Genomic DNA, 14938 nt, shown 5'->3' on the forward strand with positions numbered 1-14938 from the left:
CGCCCACCTGCCGCTGGCGCTGTCCATCGCCGCGGCGCGGGCCGCCGAGGACCCGCGTACGCCGCTCGGCACGGTCGCGGCGCAGCTGCGTGCCATGGAAGTCGGTCAGCCGCATCGGGTCGCCGTGGCGGGTGGTGACCAGCCGCGACCCCGAAACCCCGGCGACCCGGGCGACGACCTGCGCGGACATCTGCTCGAACCAGTCGATCAGCTCCGCCGGGGTGCGCTGCTCGGCGTACTCCTGCGCGGTGTCGACCCGCTGCCGGTCGGTCGCCGGGCTGAACCGCTCGTCGGGGGAGTAGTAGCGGGCCGTGTCGACCGGCGGCCCCGCCGGCGCGGGCGCGTCGAGCATCGCCAGGGTGCGCGACAGCGCGATCGCGGCATGCGCGAACTCGCCGCGCACCGTCCACGGCGGGCAGCACGTCGGCCGGTCCAGGTCCGCGACGGGGGCCGCGCGCAGCGCCGCGACCAGCGCGGCCGACTCGGCCGCGACCGCCGCGCCGACGGTGGTCTCGTCCGGGATCAGCGAGGTGACCCGGAACCGCTCGGCGACCGCGACGGTGCCGTCGTCGACCGTGAAGTCCGGCTGCCCCAGGTATTCGCGCAGCTGCGGCGAGTGCCAGAAGTCCTCGTGCGCGGCCCGCCAGTCCGCGACGGTGGTGTAGCCCTCGCCCTCGTCGATCGCGTGTGCGAGGTCGATCTCGCCGACCGGCACCTGCCGCACCTCGGTGACCTCGAGGATCGCGACCGGCTGCCCGCCGGAGTCGATCAGGGTCGACCGGTGGCCGGGCAGCGGCAGCGGCTCGCCGTCGACCTCGTACCCGATCAGCAGCCCCGTCGTGGAGGTCTTGCTCCCGTCCAGCACCGCCGCCACGAGCTTGTCGCGCAGCGGCCCCGGAAATCCCAGTTCGTAATCGCCCAGCGAGTCGTAGACCACGCCGCCAGCCTAGATCAAGTGTCGACCGCGTCTGCCGGGACGGGCCGTCACCGCGACCCGGTCGCGCAGCGGCGCGTTATCGGCTTGACTCTCACGTAACGGGAGACTCGAACCTGGTTCTCGGAAGGGAGAGAACCGTGGCTTACACCGTGGGCAAGGTCGCCGAACTCGCCGGCGTGACCGTCCGGACGCTGCACCACTACGACGAGATCGGCCTGCTGTCGCCCAGCGAGCGCTCGGCCACCGGCTACCGCCGGTACGTCGACGCCGACCTGGAGCGGCTGCAGCAGATCCTGTACTACCGGGAGCTGCAGTTCTCGCTGGAAGAGATCGCGGCCATCCTCGACGATCCGCAGTCCGACGCGACGGCGCACCTGCGCCGCCAGCACGAACTGCTGACCGGGCGCATCAAACGAATGCAGGAGATGGTCACCGCGATCGAGTTCGCGATGGAGGCGAGCAAAGTGGGAATCAACCTCACCCCCGAGGAGCGCTTCGAGGTCTTCGGGGACTTCAACCCCGACGACTACACGGAGGAGGTGGAGCAGCGCTGGGGCGGCACGGACGCTTATAAGGAGTCCAGCCGGCGCACCGCCCGCTACACCAAGGACGACTGGCTGCGTAACAAGCAGGAGAACGAGGACTGGGGCCGCCGCTTCACCGCCCTGATGGACTCCGGCGCGCCCGCCGAGGGCCCCGAGGCGATGGACCTGGCCGAGGAGCACCGTCAGCTGATCAGCCGCTGGTTCTACGAGTGCAGCTACGAGATCCACACCGGCCTGGCCGACATGTACCTCGCCGACGACCGCTTCACCGCCACCTACGAGGCGATCAAGCCGGGCATGACCCAGTACCTCCACGACGCGATCCACGCCAACGCCGTGGCCCGCGCCTAAGACATCACGACGATCTTGCGTGTACGGCGGGTAAACCCCGGCGGGGCGAACCCGCGACAGTTCACGCAAGATCGTCGTGATCTCTGGTCAGGTCGTGGTCTTGATGTGGGTATCGGGGCCCGGGTAGAGGATTCCCTCGTGCTGGTCGTCCTCCCAGCGGACCGTGTACGGCGGGCTGCCGTCCTCGTGCGGCACCGCGGTGATCACCCCGATTCTGCGGTGGTCCCCGACGTGCGTGCCCTCGACGACGATGGTGTCGCCGACCTTTGCCTTCATGGCCTCCACCTCCTCGTCCATTGTCCGGACGAATCGGGGTCGGATGCACGTTTCGGGCAACCACGGCCCGCGTCGGCTGTGCCAGACTCCAGGCCATGGCCGTGTCCCTGGTGTACGAGACGCACTCGCCGACGCTGGACAACGAGGCCGGTATCGCGACCGGGTGGCTGCCCGGGCAGCTGTCGCCCACCGGGCTGAAAAGGGCCGCGGAGCTGGGCGAACGCCGTCGCGGCGAGCGGCTGGACCTGGTCGTCAGCTCGGATCTGCACCGGGCGGTGCAGACCGCGCGGATCGCGTTCGGTGGCAGCGGGGTCGAGCACCGCACCGATCCGCGCCTGCGGGAGATCAACTACGGGGAGCTCAACGGTATGCCGGTGGCGCGGCTGGACGCCGAGCGGGCCCACCGCGTCGACGTGCCGTTTCCGGGCGGGGAGTCCTACCAGCAGGTCGTGGAGCGCACCGCGGACCTGCTGGAGGAGCTGGCCGCCGACCACGACGGGCGACGGGTGCTGCTGGTGGCGCACGCGGCCAACCGGTACGCCCTGGCCGTGCTGCTGGGCGGCGCGGACCTGGCCGAGCGGGTCGGCGCGCCGTTCACGTGGCAGCCGGGGTGGGAGTACACGCTGCCCGCAGGCTGGGTCAGGCCGGCGCCAGGACCCAGTGCAGCCGGCTCTGCTCGGTGAAACCGGCCCGGCGCAGCACGTTCGCGCTGGCCTGGTTGTCGTACTCGAGGGTCGCCACGATCTGCCGCGCGCCGAGCTGGAACGCCAGCGCGACCAGCGCCGACGCGGCCTCCGCGGCGTAACCCCGGCCGCGCGCGGACTCGGCCAGGCCGTACCCGATCTCGACCGTGCCGGTCTCGTCGGGCGCGCCGTGGAAGCCCACGCCGCCCACCACCAGGCCGCTCGCGCGGACCTCGATCGTGTACGGCACCCACGGCCCGGCGGGCGCGCCCGCGCCCAGGTAGCCCCGGGCGGCGGCCTGGTCGCCCTCGAACGGGTAGTCGTCGGCCCAGCGCTGCTCACGCGGCGCGCCGTCAGCGATCCTCGCCGCCAGGATCGGGGTCAGGGGACGCAGCACCAGCCGCTCGGTCTCGATCACAAGTCCAGCAGCGTACCGGCGCGACGTACCCCCGTCTCGCCCACCGGGGACGAAACAGGCATCATGCCTCACATGACGTGGACCGCTCCCCAGATCACCCGCACCGACGAGCCGTACGCCGCCGACGAGCGCACCCTGCTGGACGGCCTCCTGGACCGCCACCGGGCCACCCTGCTGCACAAGTGCGCCGGGCTCACCGGGCAGCAACTCGTCACCGCGTCCGCGCCCCCGTCGACGCTGACCCTGCTCGGCCTGGTCCGGCACCTGGCCGACGTGGAGCGCACCTGGTTCCGCCGCCGGGTCCGCGGCGAGGCCGTCCCCGCGCTGTACGCCCACCCCGACGGCCGCCCCGGGGCCTCCTTCGACCTGGCCGACCCGGCCCACGCCGCCGCCGACCTCGCCACGCTCGCCGCCGAGCAGCAGGCCTGCCGCGACGCCGTCGCCGCCGCCTCGCTGGACGACACGTTCACCCACGAGCGCCTCCACGAGACCATGACCCTGCGCTGGGTGTACCTGCACATGATCGAGGAGTACGCCCGCCACAACGGCCACGCCGACCTGATCCGCGAGGCCCTCGACGGCGTCACCGGCGAGTGAACCCGCCCGCTAGGCTCGGAAGCGACCGCCAGAAGACCAGCTCAGGAGCCGTCGTCGTGTCCAGCGCCCCACCCGCCGAGACCTGGCGCGAGCGCCTGCACGCCGACTGCTCGCGCTGCTTCGCGCTGTGCTGCGTCGCGCCCGCGTTCGCCCGCTCCAGCGACTTCGCGATCGACAAACCCGCCGGCACCGCCTGCCCGAACCTGCGCGAGGACTTCCGCTGCGGCATCCACACCCAGCTGCGCGAGCGCGGCTTCGCCGGGTGCACCGTGTTCGACTGCTTCGGCGCGGGCCAGCAGGTCGCCCAGGTCACCTTCGGCGGCCGCGACTGGCGCGCCGCACCCGCCACGGCCCGGGACATGTTCGCCTCCTTCACGATCATGCGGCACCTGCACGAGCTGCTGTACCTGCTGCACGAGGCGGTGTCGCTGCAGCCGGCCGGCCCACTGGGCGCGGACCTGGCCCGGGTGCTGGCCCAGACCGAGCGGCTCACCGCCGGCACGCCCGCGGAACTGGCCGCCGTCGACGTCGACGCCCGCCGCCGCGAGGCCGCCGACCTGCTGCGCCAGACCAGCGCGGCGGTCCGCGGGCGCGGCGGGCCGCTCGGACCCGACCGGTCCGGGGCCGACCTGATGGGCGCGGACCTGCGGGATGTCGATCTGCGCCGGGGGAGCCTGCGCGGGACGTACCTGATCGGCGCAGACCTGCGCGGCGCGAACCTGCGCGGAGCCGATCTGCTGGGCGCGGACCTGCGCGGCGCGGACATCCGCGGCGCGGACCTCACCGGCTGCCTGTACCTGCTCCAGTCGCAGCTCGACGCGGCCCGCGGCGACCTCGGCACCCTGCTGCCGCCGACGCACACCCGCCCCGCCCACTGGCCCGCCACGCACACCGCCACCGGCGACGCGGGCAGCCGCGCCCGCCCGTCCCGCCCGGCGCGCAACCGCCCCGCCCGCCGCCGCTGAGCCCGGCGCGCGACCCGGCCGATGCGCCCCCGCCAAACACCGAAGGCCGCGGCCCGGTCTGCGTGCCGCGCCTGCGCGTCGCACCGACCGGGGGAGCGCGGCAGCGTATGCCGAGTTCACGCGGTGTGGCGGTCACCGGCGGGCGAAGGCGGACATGTGTGGCTGTTCCGGCGGGTCCGGCAGCCGCTACCCTCAGTGTGTGGACCGCCGCGATCGCCGCAGTGCCGCGCCCCCGAGCGCGCGGCCGGGCCGCCGTGCCCTGGTGGCCCCGGACCTGACCGCGCTCACCGGGCCGACCTCCGGTGTCGCGGTGCTGCCGCACCGGCTGTTCTGGCAGGCCGACCGCCGCGTCGAGCTGGACAACCCGCACCTGCTGCAGTGGATGTACGAGACCGTGCTGCGCGAGGCGAGCACCACCGAGGAGCTGCGGGCCTGGCTCGACGGGCCGACCCTGGTGCGGCTGTGGCCGCAGCTGTTCCTGCCGCGCGGGGTGCGCCAGGCGTGGGAGCAGCGGCACCCGGCGCTGCGCGCCGCCGACCGGCGGGCGATGACGGCCACCGGATGACGGTCGAGGAACTCCAGGTCGAGGTCGCGCGGATCGCGCTCGGTGTGGCACAGGCGCACGGGTTCGCCCTCGGCGGCGGGCACGCGCTCAACCTGTACGGCATCGTGCACCGCGCGACCGAGGACGTGGACCTGTTCACCGACGTCGACGGCGGGGTCCGCGCCGCCGGGGCACTGGTCGCCCGGGCGCTGGCCGCGGCCGGGCTGGACGTCGCGGCGTACGGCGACGACCTCGGCGAGGTCTTCGGCGGCCTCGACGACGAGCTCGTCGAGTTCCAGATCACGCGCGCCGACGCGGTGATGCGGCTGACCCTGGCCCGCTTCGACCGCAACCGGGGCACCGTCGTCATGGACATCGGCCCGGTGCTGCACGTCGAGGACGTGCTCGGCGGCAAGGTCGCCGCGCTGGCGACCCGGGCCGAGCCCCGCGACTACATCGACGTCGCGGGCGCGCTGCGCGACTACACCCGCGAGCAGCTCGTCGAGCTGGGCCTGCGCGCCGACCCGACCCTGTCCGACGAGGACTTCACCGCCGCCATGGCCCGCCTCGACCGCCTCTCCGACGACGTCTGGCAGCACCTCTACGGCCTGTCCCCGCAAGCCTGCGCCACCGTCCGCGCCGCCTTCACCACCTGGCCCCGCCCCTGACCCGAACGAAGGAAGGGCACCTTCTACAACGCTCCGCGATGTAGAAGGTGCCCTTCCCATCCCCACTCCCGGCGGGCGCCTGGTCACGGTGGGGGCGCCACAGCCCGTCTTCCGGCGGCCGTCTCCGGTCACGGCGCGCCGGGTAATCCGCGCGACCCGACGCGGGGCGGCCATTAGCCTCAGCCGGTGACCGACGATCTGCTGAACCGCCTCGAACGCTTCTACGACGCCGTGCCCCGCGACCGGACCACCGTGGAACGGCACGGCGGCCTCGAACTGTTCCTGCGCCAGAACACGCCGTACCCGTTCTACGCCCGCCCGGTCCTCGGCGGGCCTGTCCCGACCGCGGCCGACATCGCCGCCGTACGCGCCCGCCAGCGCGAACTCGACGTGCCCGAGGCGTTCGAGTGGGTCGACGAGACCACCCCAGGACTGCTGGCGCTGGCCGAAGCCTCCGGCTTGTCGGTGCTGCGCGCCCCGCTGCTCGTGCTCGACCCCGCCCGGCTGCCCGCCGACACCGGCGCGGCCCGCATCGTCGCCGCCGACGCCCCGGACGCCGCCGCTGACCTGGCGGCGATCGCCGCCGTCGCGCACGTCGGGTTCGGCTCTCCGGGCACTGCGTCCGGCGAGGCTGGGCCGGCCGAACGCGACGGCGCGCTGAACGTCCCCGACGGTGAAGCGCTGGCCCGGCAGCTCGCCGACATCCGCAGCGGCGTACGCGCCCACGCCGTCGCCGAGCTGCCCGGCCAGGGCGCGGCGGCCAGCGGTCTCTACCAGCGCGCAGGTGACGTCGCCGAGATCGTCGGAGTGGCCACGCTGCCCTCGGCGCGCCGCCGCGGCCTCGGCGGGGCCGTCACCGCGCTGCTCGCCCGCCACGCCCTCGACCAGGGCGCGGCGCTGGTGTTCCTGTCCGCGGCCTCGGAGGATGTGGCGCGGGTGTACGAGCGCCAGGGCTTCGTCCGCGTCGCCACCGCCTGCATCGCCGACCGCTGCTAATTCCATAGTCGATATCAGCAATCCCGACCTTTCGGTCGGGACGGTTCTTGCCTCACCGTAGCGTTGCCGCTTCGGGTTGACGAAGATCTCCCGTTTCCGTCCGCTGGTGCGGGATTGCGCCACCTGCCCGCCCACCCGGCCGCCTGGGCGGTCGGGTGGTGGCGCGGGTCTTACGGTCGGCTCCACGGGGGTTCGACGCTTGCGCGTCCTGGTCTCCGGCCACTCCGGTACCAGCCTTGACTGCCGCCGCCAGGGCGGCGAGGTTACGGGCCGACGCTCCGCGAGGAAAGGAAGGGCACCTTCCACAACGTATGGCGATGCGAAGGTGCCCTTCCTTTCACGTCGGGCAGGCGACGGAGGCCGTCGGTCAGATGGGTTCGACGCCGACGGGCAGCCGGGACCAGGCCGACTCCTCGTGTACGTAGGCCAGCAGCACCTCGCGCAGGGCGCGGGCGGCGTGGGTGGGCGTGACGTCGCGGCGGTGGGCCAGGGCGACGGTGCGCTGCACGCCCGGCGGGGCCAGGGGAGTGGACCGCAGCCGGGTGCGGCCCGACAGGACCAGGGACGGCACCAGCGCGACGCCCAGGCCCGCCTCGACGAAGCCGAGCACGGCGTCCATCTCGCCGCCCTCGATCGCGAACGTCGGCGTGAACCCGGCCCGGCGGCACGCCTCCAGGGTGGCGTCGCGCAGGTCGTAGCCCGGTCGGAACATGACCAGCGGCTGCCCGTCGAGCTCGGACAGGCTCAGCGCACCGGCCTCGGTCGGCGGGGGTAGCGTCGCCGAGGACGCGACGACCAGGCTCTCGCGCAGAATCGGCTCGGCCCGCAGCGCCGGGTCGGTGCCTTGGTCGGGCAGCACGATCAGGGCCAGGTCCAGGCCGCCGCGGGCGAGCTTGCCGACCAGGTCCTGCGAGCCGCCCTCCTCGAGCATGAGGCGTACGCCCGGATAGCCCTCCTGGTAGCGGCGCAGCACCGGGGCGACCAGGCTGGTGCACAGGCTGGGCGTGGCGCCCAGGCGCAGCCGGCCGCGGCGCACCCCGATCAGCTCCTGCACCTCCAGCCGCGCGGTCTCGACGTCGGCGAGGATGCGCCGGGCGCGGGGCAGCAGCGCCTCTCCGGCCGGGGTGAGCATGATGTTGCCCCGCGAGCGGGTGAACAGCGGCGCGCCCAGCTCGGTCTCCAGGACGTGGATCTGCTTGCTGAGCGACGGCTGGGTCACCCCGGCCTGCTCGGCCGCCTGGGTGAAGTGCCGGGTGTCGGCGACCGCGACGAAGTACTTGAGCTGCTGCAGCTGCATGCTCATAGGTTAAGGCTATCGAAATAGCTTCGGCCATGCCCCCGGGTGCCGGAAAGGTCCGTTTGTGCTGGCAGTGAGGTTGGCCACGTGCTGAGGGAAACGTCACAGGGTGTCCAGTGGGTGGGACCACGTCCGCGCTGCTGAAGGTGATCTTTCAGCACGTGTTCAGGTGCGCAGGAGGTTTCCAGATAGTCACCGGCTATGGACACAGCGGCTCCCATGCATTGGACGCCTGATCCACTTCGCCCTAGCCTCCGAGGCGTGGCAGTAGCGAATCAGACCCTCTCCCGACCTGGACTTTTCCGTTCCTCGGTCGGCCTCAAGGTCATCATGGCGATCTCGGGCGCGGCACTCGTGCTGTTCCTGCTCGCGCACATGATCGGCAACCTCAAGATCTTCTTCGGCGCGGAGGCGTTCGACCACTACGCGCACTGGCTGCGCGAGATCGGCGAGCCGCTCCTGCCGTACTCGGGCTTCCTGTGGATCCAGCGGGTCGGCCTGCTGGTCGCGCTGGGCCTGCACATCTGGTCGGCGGCGGTGCTGACGATCCGCGCCCGCAAGGCCCGCCCGGTCAAGTACGCCCACCGCAAGCCGGTCCAGGGCAGCTACGCCGCACGCACCATGCGCTGGGGCGGGGTGATCGTCTTCTTCTTCGTGGTCTACCACATCCTGGACCTGACCACCCGGACGTTCAACCCGGTCGCCGACCCCGCCCAGGCCAACGCCGCCGTCGTGCAGGGCTTCGCCCCCGAGCGCTGGTACGTCACCGCCTTCTACGTCCTGGCCGTGGTCACCCTCGGGTTCCACCTGCGCCACGGCATCTGGAGCGGGCTGCAGACCCTCGGCGTCAGCAACGCCCGCCGCGAGCGCGTCCTCAAGGGCACCGCGTTCGCCGTCGCCTTCGTCACCTGCGCGGGCTTCCTCGTCGTCCCGTTCGCCGTACTCACAGGGTTGGTGAAATGACCATGACGGACTACTACACCCTCGGTGACCCCGTCGCCGACACCAAGGCCCCCGACGGCCCGATCGAGACCCGCTGGGAGCGCCGCCGCTTCGGCGCGAAGCTGGTCAACCCGGCCAACAAGCGCAAGCTGACGGTCATCGTGGTGGGCACCGGCCTGGCCGGCGGCAGCGCGGCGGCGACCCTGGGCGAGCTGGGCTACCAGGTCAAGTCGTACTGCTACCAGGACTCCCCGCGCCGCGCGCACTCCATCGCGGCGCAGGGCGGCATCAACGCCGCCAAGAACTACCGCAACGACGGCGACTCCGTGCACCGGCTGTTCTACGACACCGTCAAGGGCGGCGACTTCCGCAGCCGCGAATCCAACGTGCACCGCCTCGCACAGATCTCCGTGCAGATCATCGACCAGTGCGTGGCCCAGGGCGTCCCGTTCGCCCGTGAGTACGGCGGCCTGCTCGACACCCGCTCCTTCGGCGGCGCGCAGGTCTCCCGGACCTTCTACGCCCGCGGCCAAACGGGCCAGCAGCTGCTGCTCGGCGCGTACCAGGCGCTGGAGCGCCAGATCGCGGCCGGCACCGTGACGATGCACGACCGGCACGAGATGCTCGAACTGATCATCGTGGACGGCCGGGCCCGCGGCATCGTGGTCCGCGACCTGGTCACCGGCGAGATCAGCACCGAGTTCGCCGACGCGGTCGTGCTCGCCTCCGGCGGATACGGCAACGTGTTCTTCCTGTCCACCAACGCCAAGGGCTGCAACGTCACCGCCTCGTGGCGGGCGCACCGCAAGGGCGCGCTGTTCGCCAACCCGTGCTACACGCAGATCCACCCGACGTGTATCCCGGTCTCCGGCGACCACCAGTCGAAGCTGACCCTGATGTCGGAGTCGCTGCGCAACGACGGCCGGGTGTGGGTGCCCAAGGCCAAGGGCGACAACCGGGTCCCGGCCGACATCCCCGAGGACGAGCGCGACTACTACCTGGAGCGCATCTACCCGGCGTTCGGCAACCTGGTTCCGCGCGACATCGCCTCGCGCGCCGCGAAGAACGTCTGCGACGAGGGACGCGGCGTCGGCCCCGGCGGCCTGGGCGTGTACCTGGACTTCGCCGCCGCGATCGGCCGCCTGGGCCGCGACGCGGTCGAGGCCAAGTACGGCAACCTGTTCGAGATGTACCAGCGCATCACCGGCGAGGACCCGTACACCACGCCGATGCGCATCTACCCGGCCGTGCACTACACCATGGGCGGCCTGTGGGTGGACTACGACCTGCAGTCGACGATCCCCGGCCTGTTCGTGATCGGCGAGGCGAACTTCTCCGACCACGGCGCGAACCGCCTGGGCGCGTCCGCGCTGATGCAGGGCCTGGCCGACGGCTACTTCGTGCTCCCGAACACCATCGGCGACTACCTGGCCGCGGGCCCGTTCCCGAAGCTGGACGCCGAGAACGCCGAGGTCGCGCAGGCTCGCAAGCTGGTCGAGGACCGCATCGAGAAGCTGCTGTCGATCAACGGTGACCGCACCGTCGACTCGTTCCACCGCGAGCTGGGCCGCATCATGTGGGAGTACTGCGGCATGGAGCGCACCGACGCGGGCCTGCGCAAGGCGATCAGCGAGATCCGCGAGCTGAAGGCCGAGTTCTGGCAGCGGGCCAAGGTGCCCGGCGACGGCGAGGGCCTCAACCAGTCCCTGGAGCGGGCCGGCCGGGTGGCCGACTTCTTCGAGCTGGCGGAGCTGATGTGCATCGACGCGCTGCACCGCGAGGAGTCCTGCGGCGGCCACTTCCGCGCCGAGAGCCAGACCGAGGAGGGCGAGGCGCAGCGCGACGACGACACGTTCAGCTACGTCGCGGCCTGGGAGTTCGGCGGCGACACGCCGGTCCTCCACAAGGAGGACCTGACCTTCGAGTACGTACACCCGAGCCAGCGGAGCTACAAGTGACCGAGAAGCTGATGAGCCTGAAGCTGCGCATCTGGCGGCAGGCCGACGCGGCGGACAAGGGCAGCATGGTGACGTACCAGCTGCAGAACGTCTCCCCGGACATGTCCTTCCTGGAGATGCTCGACGTGCTCAACGAGCGCCTGACGCTCGACGGCGAGGACCCCGTGGCCTTCGACCACGACTGCCGCGAGGGCATCTGCGGCGCGTGCAGCCTGGTCATCAACGGTGTGCCGCACGGCCCGGAGAAGGCGACCACGACCTGCCAGCTGCACATGCGGCACTTCAACGACGGCGAGACGATCGACATCGAGCCGTGGCGGGCCGCCGCGTTCCCGGTCGTGAAGGACCTGGTCGTGGACCGCCGCGCCTTCGACAAGATCATCCAGGCGGGCGGGTACATCTCCGCGCCGACCGGCTCCGCGCCGGACGCGCACGCGACCCCGGTGCCCAAGGCCGACGCCGACCTCGCCTTCGAGGCCGCGACCTGCATCGGCTGCGGCGCGTGCGTCGCGGCGTGCCCGAACGGCTCCGGCATGCTGTTCACCGCCGCGAAGATCACCCACCTGGGCCTGCTCCCGCAGGGCCAGCCCGAGCGCGACACCCGCGTCATCGACATGATCAACGCGCATGACGAGGCCGGTTTCGGCGGCTGCACCAACACCGGCGAGTGCACCTCGGTCTGCCCCAAGGGCATCCCCCTGGAGACCATCGCCCGCCTCAACAAGGACTACCGCCAGGCCCTGCGCGCCTCCAGCTGAGGTCTCGAACGAAGGAAGGGCACCTTCTTAACGGACGTCCGTCAAGAAGGTGCCCTTCCTTCGTTCTCCGCCTGCGGCGGCGGGGCGGGGCGGTCAGCGGGTGGTGAGCCAGAGTGTCCAGCCGAGCAGGCCGAGTAGCAGCAGCCCGCCCGCGCGGCGGGTGTGCAGGAACGCGATCGGGGCCCACCACAGCGGCCACACCGGGTTCTGCGCAGGCGGCTCGGCGGGCACCGGCCGGTTGAACGCCGCGACCGCCTTGACCAGCAGCGGGATCGCGAACACCACCAGCAGCGCGGGCCACGGCAGCGCCCGCACCGCCACCAGCACCGCGACGCCCACATAGAACGCGACCATCATCGCCTGGGTCAGCCGCTTGGCGGCCCGCTCGCCGATCAGCACCGGGAACGTCCGCGTGCCGGCCGGGCCGTCGTACGGCAGCTTGTCGATGTGCTTGGCCATCAGCACCGTCGTCGGCAGCAGCCCGTACACCGTCGCCGCGGCCACCACCTGCCACGGCAGCGTGCCGGTGCCCGCGTAGTACACCCCGCCGACCATCAGGGGACCCCACGTGATCAGCACGTCCAGCTCGCCCAGCCCGATCTTCTTCAACCGCAGCGGCGGCGCCGTGTACGCGTACGACAGGATCAGCCCGCCGACCGCGAACGCGACGATCCACCAGTCCTGCCGCACCACCAGCGTCACCATGATCGCCAGATCGATCACCTGGCAGAGCAGGATGCCCACCACCAGCTGCTTCTTGGTGACCAGCCCGGCCAGGATCGGATGCGGGGCGTACAGCGCCCGGGGATAGTCGGCCGTGTCGCTGCCGACCTCGGTGTCGGCGAGGTCGTTCATGAGGTTGTTCGCCAGATGCGCCACGACGATGCCGACCACGGCCAGGGTCACGTTGAGCCAGTCGACCGCTGCGTCGGACACTGCGGCCAGCAGGACCGCCAGCAAGCCCGAGGTCAGCGTCATCGGCAGCACCCCCGCCCGGGTCACCACCAGCCACCGGGTCACCCCGTCGACGACACCCTGCTCAGGCGGGTTCGTGGTGAGGAACGCGTACCGCCACGCCGCCAGCCGCGCCTTCAGCGGCAGCGGTGAAGTCTCAGCCGTCACGGCCGTACGGTACCCCCGCCGACGCCGTAGGCACACGGCCCGCAGCCCACCTGCGTCGAAACGGGCTCGTCGCCCCACGGCAGGCCGCCCGTCGCCCGCAGCCGCGTATATGCCCGCGCGTGCGTATTCGTCACGGGACGGGTTCATGGCCCGAGCCGAATGCGGCTCCGGCGACGCACACCCGCGTCCCGCGAGCGGGCGCGGCCGGATGCTCACAGCACGTTGGCCACGAGCAGTTCCTCCAGCCAGCCGGGCACGGCGGGGCCGTACTTCTCCAGCGCCTCGGCGTCCGCTCCCTCCAGGGAGCGCTGCCAGGACAGGGCCCGGCTCACCTTCGCGGCCTGCACCGCGGGCTCGACCTCGGCGGCCAGCTCGGCCCGGGTGCCGTACCCGGTCCACGGCTCCAGGTAGGCGTCGCGCAGCCGGGCCAGCAGCGGATCACCGGGCTTGAGGCGGTAGCGGTCGGCGGCGACCCGCATCGCGATCAGCAGCACCGCGAACGGGTGCGCCACCGACGCGTCACCCCAGTCGAAGAACCGGTACCCGTCGCCGACCAACACGTTCCCGTCGTGCAGGTCGTCGTGCTGCACCGTCACCGGCAGCGGACTCGCCGCGACCCGCTCGCACAGCAGCCGATACTCCGGTTCGTAGGCCCGCAACCGAGCCTGCTGCTCCGCGGGCAGGGCTCCGCCGACACCCGGATCGTCGAGCAGGGCCGCGAAATGGCCGGGCAGCTGCGCGGCGGTCATGTCCGGCACGCCCAGCGCGACCATCTCGGCAGCCCGCGGCACGAGGTCACACTGCAGCTCGGCGTGCCTGGCCAGCAGCTCCTCCCAGTGCGCCGGGTCGTCTGCGGCGACCTCGCGCAGCGTGCGGCCCCCGTCAGGCAGCAGCGACCAGCCGAGCTCGCCGTCGATCGCGATCGGTTCCAGGACCCGTCCCGGGGCCCAGCGCCCGAGCGCGTCCAGCAGCCGGGCCTCGTACGTCGAGCAGTGCCCGTTGGCCTTGAACCACACCACGGTGTCGCCGACGGGAACCTTGGCCAGCACCGACCATGGCCGCACCCGCGTCTGCTCGACCGGCCCGGCGGCCGTCAGCCCCGCTCCGGCCAGCGTGTCGTCGATCCAGGCCAGGGCCTGGGCCCAGTCGGGTGTCACCGTGTTGTCCATGCCGGGCAGGCTACCGGCGCGCCCATCCGACCCGCCCGCCATTTCTACCGGCCCACCCGGCGCGAGGAAAGGAAGGGCACCTTCTACAACACATAGCGATGTGAAGGTGCCCTTCCTTTCCTCTGACGGTGCGCTTCGCCTCAGACGGCGACGATGAGCAGGGCCGAGATGAGCAGGGCGAGCAGGTGCAGGGCCTGGTCGGCGGCGTACATGCCGCACACGGGGGTGGTCAGCTCGGCGAAGTTGGGGGAGCCGGTGGCCCGGAGTAGGGCCCGAACCGGCCAGCGGCGGTCCAGTAGCGCGTGGGTGGCCACGGAGAACGCCAGGCCCGCGGCGATGCCCCAGCCCGACAGCGGTAGCCGCAGCACCGCGGTGGTACCGGCCAGCAGCACGGCCATGGTCACGTGGTAGCCGGCCAGGTGCCCGGCCATCGCCGCCCAGCCGCGCCGGCCGGGCGCGGCTTTGCCCTCCGCCTGCCGGTCGGTCTGCGCGACGTGGTCGCCGAGCTGGTGCCCGACATACAGCACGAGGAGCACCACGGCGAAGGTGGCCGCGCGGGCCACCACCATCGGGTCGGCAACGGTGGACATGCCCTCCATGGTGGCTCGCTTCAGCGCGTCCTGCTGCGATCCAGCCGACAGTTTCGATGTGTGCTGCACTACGGAGTGAGCGTGGATTGTGGCCTGGAACTCGTTCGGTCCGCTCGGTAGGG

Annotated in this window: 17 protein-coding genes and 1 pseudogene; 10 read left to right on the forward strand and 8 right to left on the reverse strand. The window is 72.1% G+C overall.

Translation table 11 applies throughout. From position 1 onward, the window contains the following. Together AB0B66_RS42735 and AB0B66_RS42740 are read right to left on the reverse strand one after the other, a co-directional pair. Nucleotides 1–526 (reverse strand): maleylpyruvate isomerase N-terminal domain-containing protein (locus AB0B66_RS42735; protein WP_360541273.1); only part of this gene is annotated, 526 nt, incomplete at its 3' end. Further along, nucleotides 521–922 (reverse strand): annotated as a pseudogene (locus AB0B66_RS42740) (ASCH domain-containing protein); the annotation flags it as partial. The pseudogene AB0B66_RS42740 and the gene AB0B66_RS42735, both read right to left, overlap by 6 nt. A gap of 152 nt (nt 923–1074) precedes the next feature. Here AB0B66_RS42740 and AB0B66_RS42745 point away from each other — a divergent pair. Further along, on the forward strand, nt 1075–1833 hold the full coding sequence (locus AB0B66_RS42745) for a MerR family transcriptional regulator (protein ID WP_360541215.1): 759 nt from the start codon (nt 1075–1077) through the stop codon (nt 1831–1833). Between the two features lie 87 nt (nt 1834–1920). On the opposite strand, the gene AB0B66_RS42750 is transcribed toward AB0B66_RS42745, so the two are convergent. After that, on the reverse strand, nt 1921–2109 hold the full coding sequence (locus AB0B66_RS42750; RefSeq protein ID WP_203694847.1) for a DUF1918 domain-containing protein: 189 nt from the start codon (nt 2107–2109) through the stop codon (nt 1921–1923). Nucleotides 2110–2204: 95 nt separating this feature from the next. Here AB0B66_RS42750 and AB0B66_RS42755 point away from each other — a divergent pair, with 95 nt between their 5' ends. Next, the gene (locus tag AB0B66_RS42755; RefSeq protein ID WP_360541217.1) at nt 2205–2792 is read left to right on the forward strand and encodes a histidine phosphatase family protein; all 588 of its coding nucleotides are present in this window, start codon (nt 2205–2207) and stop codon (nt 2790–2792) included. Here AB0B66_RS42755 and AB0B66_RS42760 read toward each other — a convergent pair. Continuing rightward, complete coding sequence (locus AB0B66_RS42760) at nt 2749–3210, reverse strand: GNAT family N-acetyltransferase (protein ID WP_360541219.1); 462 nt, start codon at nt 3208–3210, stop codon at nt 2749–2751. The two genes, AB0B66_RS42755 and AB0B66_RS42760, sit on opposite strands and share 44 nt — an antisense overlap. 72 nt (nt 3211–3282) lie before the next feature. On the opposite strand from AB0B66_RS42760, the gene AB0B66_RS42765 reads away from it, so the two are divergent. The 5 genes from AB0B66_RS42765 to AB0B66_RS42785 all read left to right on the forward strand — a co-directional run bounded on the left by AB0B66_RS42765 (nt 3283) and on the right by AB0B66_RS42785 (nt 6980). Beyond that, the gene (locus AB0B66_RS42765; RefSeq protein ID WP_360541220.1) at nt 3283–3807 is read left to right on the forward strand and encodes a DinB family protein; all 525 of its coding nucleotides are present in this window, start codon (nt 3283–3285) and stop codon (nt 3805–3807) included. A gap of 56 nt (nt 3808–3863) precedes the next feature. Continuing rightward, entirely contained in the window at nt 3864–4772 is a 909-nt protein-coding gene (locus AB0B66_RS42770) for a pentapeptide repeat-containing protein (protein WP_360541222.1), read from the forward strand. A gap of 199 nt (nt 4773–4971) precedes the next feature. After that, nucleotides 4972–5337 carry a hypothetical protein gene (locus AB0B66_RS42775; RefSeq protein ID WP_360541224.1) on the forward strand — a complete coding sequence of 122 codons (366 nt, stop codon included), beginning with the start codon at nt 4972–4974 and terminating at the stop codon, nt 5335–5337. Continuing rightward, the gene (locus AB0B66_RS42780; RefSeq protein ID WP_360541226.1) at nt 5334–5984 is read left to right on the forward strand and encodes a nucleotidyl transferase AbiEii/AbiGii toxin family protein; all 651 of its coding nucleotides are present in this window, start codon (nt 5334–5336) and stop codon (nt 5982–5984) included. Before AB0B66_RS42775 ends, AB0B66_RS42780 begins: the two co-directional genes overlap by 4 nt. Nucleotides 5985–6170: 186 nt before the next feature. Then, nucleotides 6171–6980: a GNAT family N-acetyltransferase gene (locus tag AB0B66_RS42785; protein ID WP_360541228.1), complete on the forward strand. Its 810-nt coding sequence runs from the start codon at nt 6171–6173 to the stop codon at nt 6978–6980. Nucleotides 6981–7347: 367 nt separating this feature from the next. Here the strand turns inward: AB0B66_RS42785 and AB0B66_RS42790 are convergent, their stop codons facing one another. After that, a complete protein-coding gene (locus tag AB0B66_RS42790) occupies nt 7348–8283 on the reverse strand; it encodes a LysR substrate-binding domain-containing protein (RefSeq protein ID WP_360541230.1) in 936 nt (311 codons plus the stop codon). A 255-nt stretch (nt 8284–8538) separates the two neighbouring features. Here AB0B66_RS42790 and AB0B66_RS42795 point away from each other — a divergent pair, with 255 nt between their 5' ends. Genes AB0B66_RS42795 through AB0B66_RS42805 form a run of 3 tightly spaced genes read left to right on the forward strand, consistent with a single transcriptional unit; the run spans nt 8539 to nt 11935 of the window. Beyond that, nucleotides 8539–9240 carry a succinate dehydrogenase cytochrome b subunit gene (locus AB0B66_RS42795; protein ID WP_360541232.1) on the forward strand — a complete coding sequence of 234 codons (702 nt, stop codon included), beginning with the start codon at nt 8539–8541 and terminating at the stop codon, nt 9238–9240. Continuing rightward, the gene (locus tag AB0B66_RS42800) at nt 9237–11177 is read left to right on the forward strand and encodes a fumarate reductase/succinate dehydrogenase flavoprotein subunit (protein WP_360541234.1); all 1941 of its coding nucleotides are present in this window, start codon (nt 9237–9239) and stop codon (nt 11175–11177) included. Before AB0B66_RS42795 ends, AB0B66_RS42800 begins: the two co-directional genes overlap by 4 nt. An 11-nt stretch (nt 11178–11188) precedes the next feature. Further along, a complete protein-coding gene (locus AB0B66_RS42805; RefSeq protein ID WP_360541275.1) occupies nt 11189–11935 on the forward strand; it encodes a succinate dehydrogenase/fumarate reductase iron-sulfur subunit in 747 nt (248 codons plus the stop codon). A 93-nt stretch (nt 11936–12028) separates the two neighbouring features. On the opposite strand, the gene AB0B66_RS42810 is transcribed toward AB0B66_RS42805, so the two are convergent. The 3 genes from AB0B66_RS42810 to AB0B66_RS42820 all read right to left on the reverse strand — a co-directional run bounded on the left by AB0B66_RS42810 (nt 12029) and on the right by AB0B66_RS42820 (nt 14816). After that, nucleotides 12029–13057: a prenyltransferase gene (locus AB0B66_RS42810; RefSeq protein ID WP_360541236.1), complete on the reverse strand. Its 1029-nt coding sequence runs from the start codon at nt 13055–13057 to the stop codon at nt 12029–12031. Between the two features lie 212 nt (nt 13058–13269). Continuing rightward, nucleotides 13270–14226 carry a phosphotransferase gene (locus AB0B66_RS42815; protein ID WP_360541238.1) on the reverse strand — a complete coding sequence of 319 codons (957 nt, stop codon included), beginning with the start codon at nt 14224–14226 and terminating at the stop codon, nt 13270–13272. A 140-nt stretch (nt 14227–14366) separates the two neighbouring features. Then, on the reverse strand, nt 14367–14816 hold the full coding sequence (locus AB0B66_RS42820; protein WP_360541240.1) for a DUF3307 domain-containing protein: 450 nt from the start codon (nt 14814–14816) through the stop codon (nt 14367–14369). Nucleotides 14817–14938 lie beyond the last annotated feature (122 nt).

The sequence above is a fragment of the Catellatospora sp. NPDC049111 genome (assembly GCF_040648615.1).
Lineage (GTDB): Bacteria > Actinomycetota > Actinomycetes > Mycobacteriales > Micromonosporaceae > Catellatospora > Catellatospora aurea.

Coding starts and splice junctions, on each gene's coding strand:
- AB0B66_RS42820 (WP_360541240.1), bottom strand. CDS start 14,816: ATGTCCACCGTTGCCGACCCGATGGTGGTGGCCCGCGCGGCCACCTTC.
- AB0B66_RS42800 (WP_360541234.1), top strand. CDS start 9,237: ATGACCATGACGGACTACTACACCCTCGGTGACCCCGTCGCCGACACC.
- AB0B66_RS42780 (WP_360541226.1), top strand. CDS start 5,334: ATGACGGTCGAGGAACTCCAGGTCGAGGTCGCGCGGATCGCGCTCGGT.
- AB0B66_RS42815 (WP_360541238.1), bottom strand. CDS start 14,226: ATGGACAACACGGTGACACCCGACTGGGCCCAGGCCCTGGCCTGGATC.
- AB0B66_RS42805 (WP_360541275.1), top strand. CDS start 11,189: ATGAGCCTGAAGCTGCGCATCTGGCGGCAGGCCGACGCGGCGGACAAG.
- AB0B66_RS42755 (WP_360541217.1), top strand. CDS start 2,205: ATGGCCGTGTCCCTGGTGTACGAGACGCACTCGCCGACGCTGGACAAC.
- AB0B66_RS42790 (WP_360541230.1), bottom strand. CDS start 8,283: ATGAGCATGCAGCTGCAGCAGCTCAAGTACTTCGTCGCGGTCGCCGAC.
- AB0B66_RS42750 (WP_203694847.1), bottom strand. CDS start 2,109: ATGAAGGCAAAGGTCGGCGACACCATCGTCGTCGAGGGCACGCACGTC.
- AB0B66_RS42765 (WP_360541220.1), top strand. CDS start 3,283: ATGACGTGGACCGCTCCCCAGATCACCCGCACCGACGAGCCGTACGCC.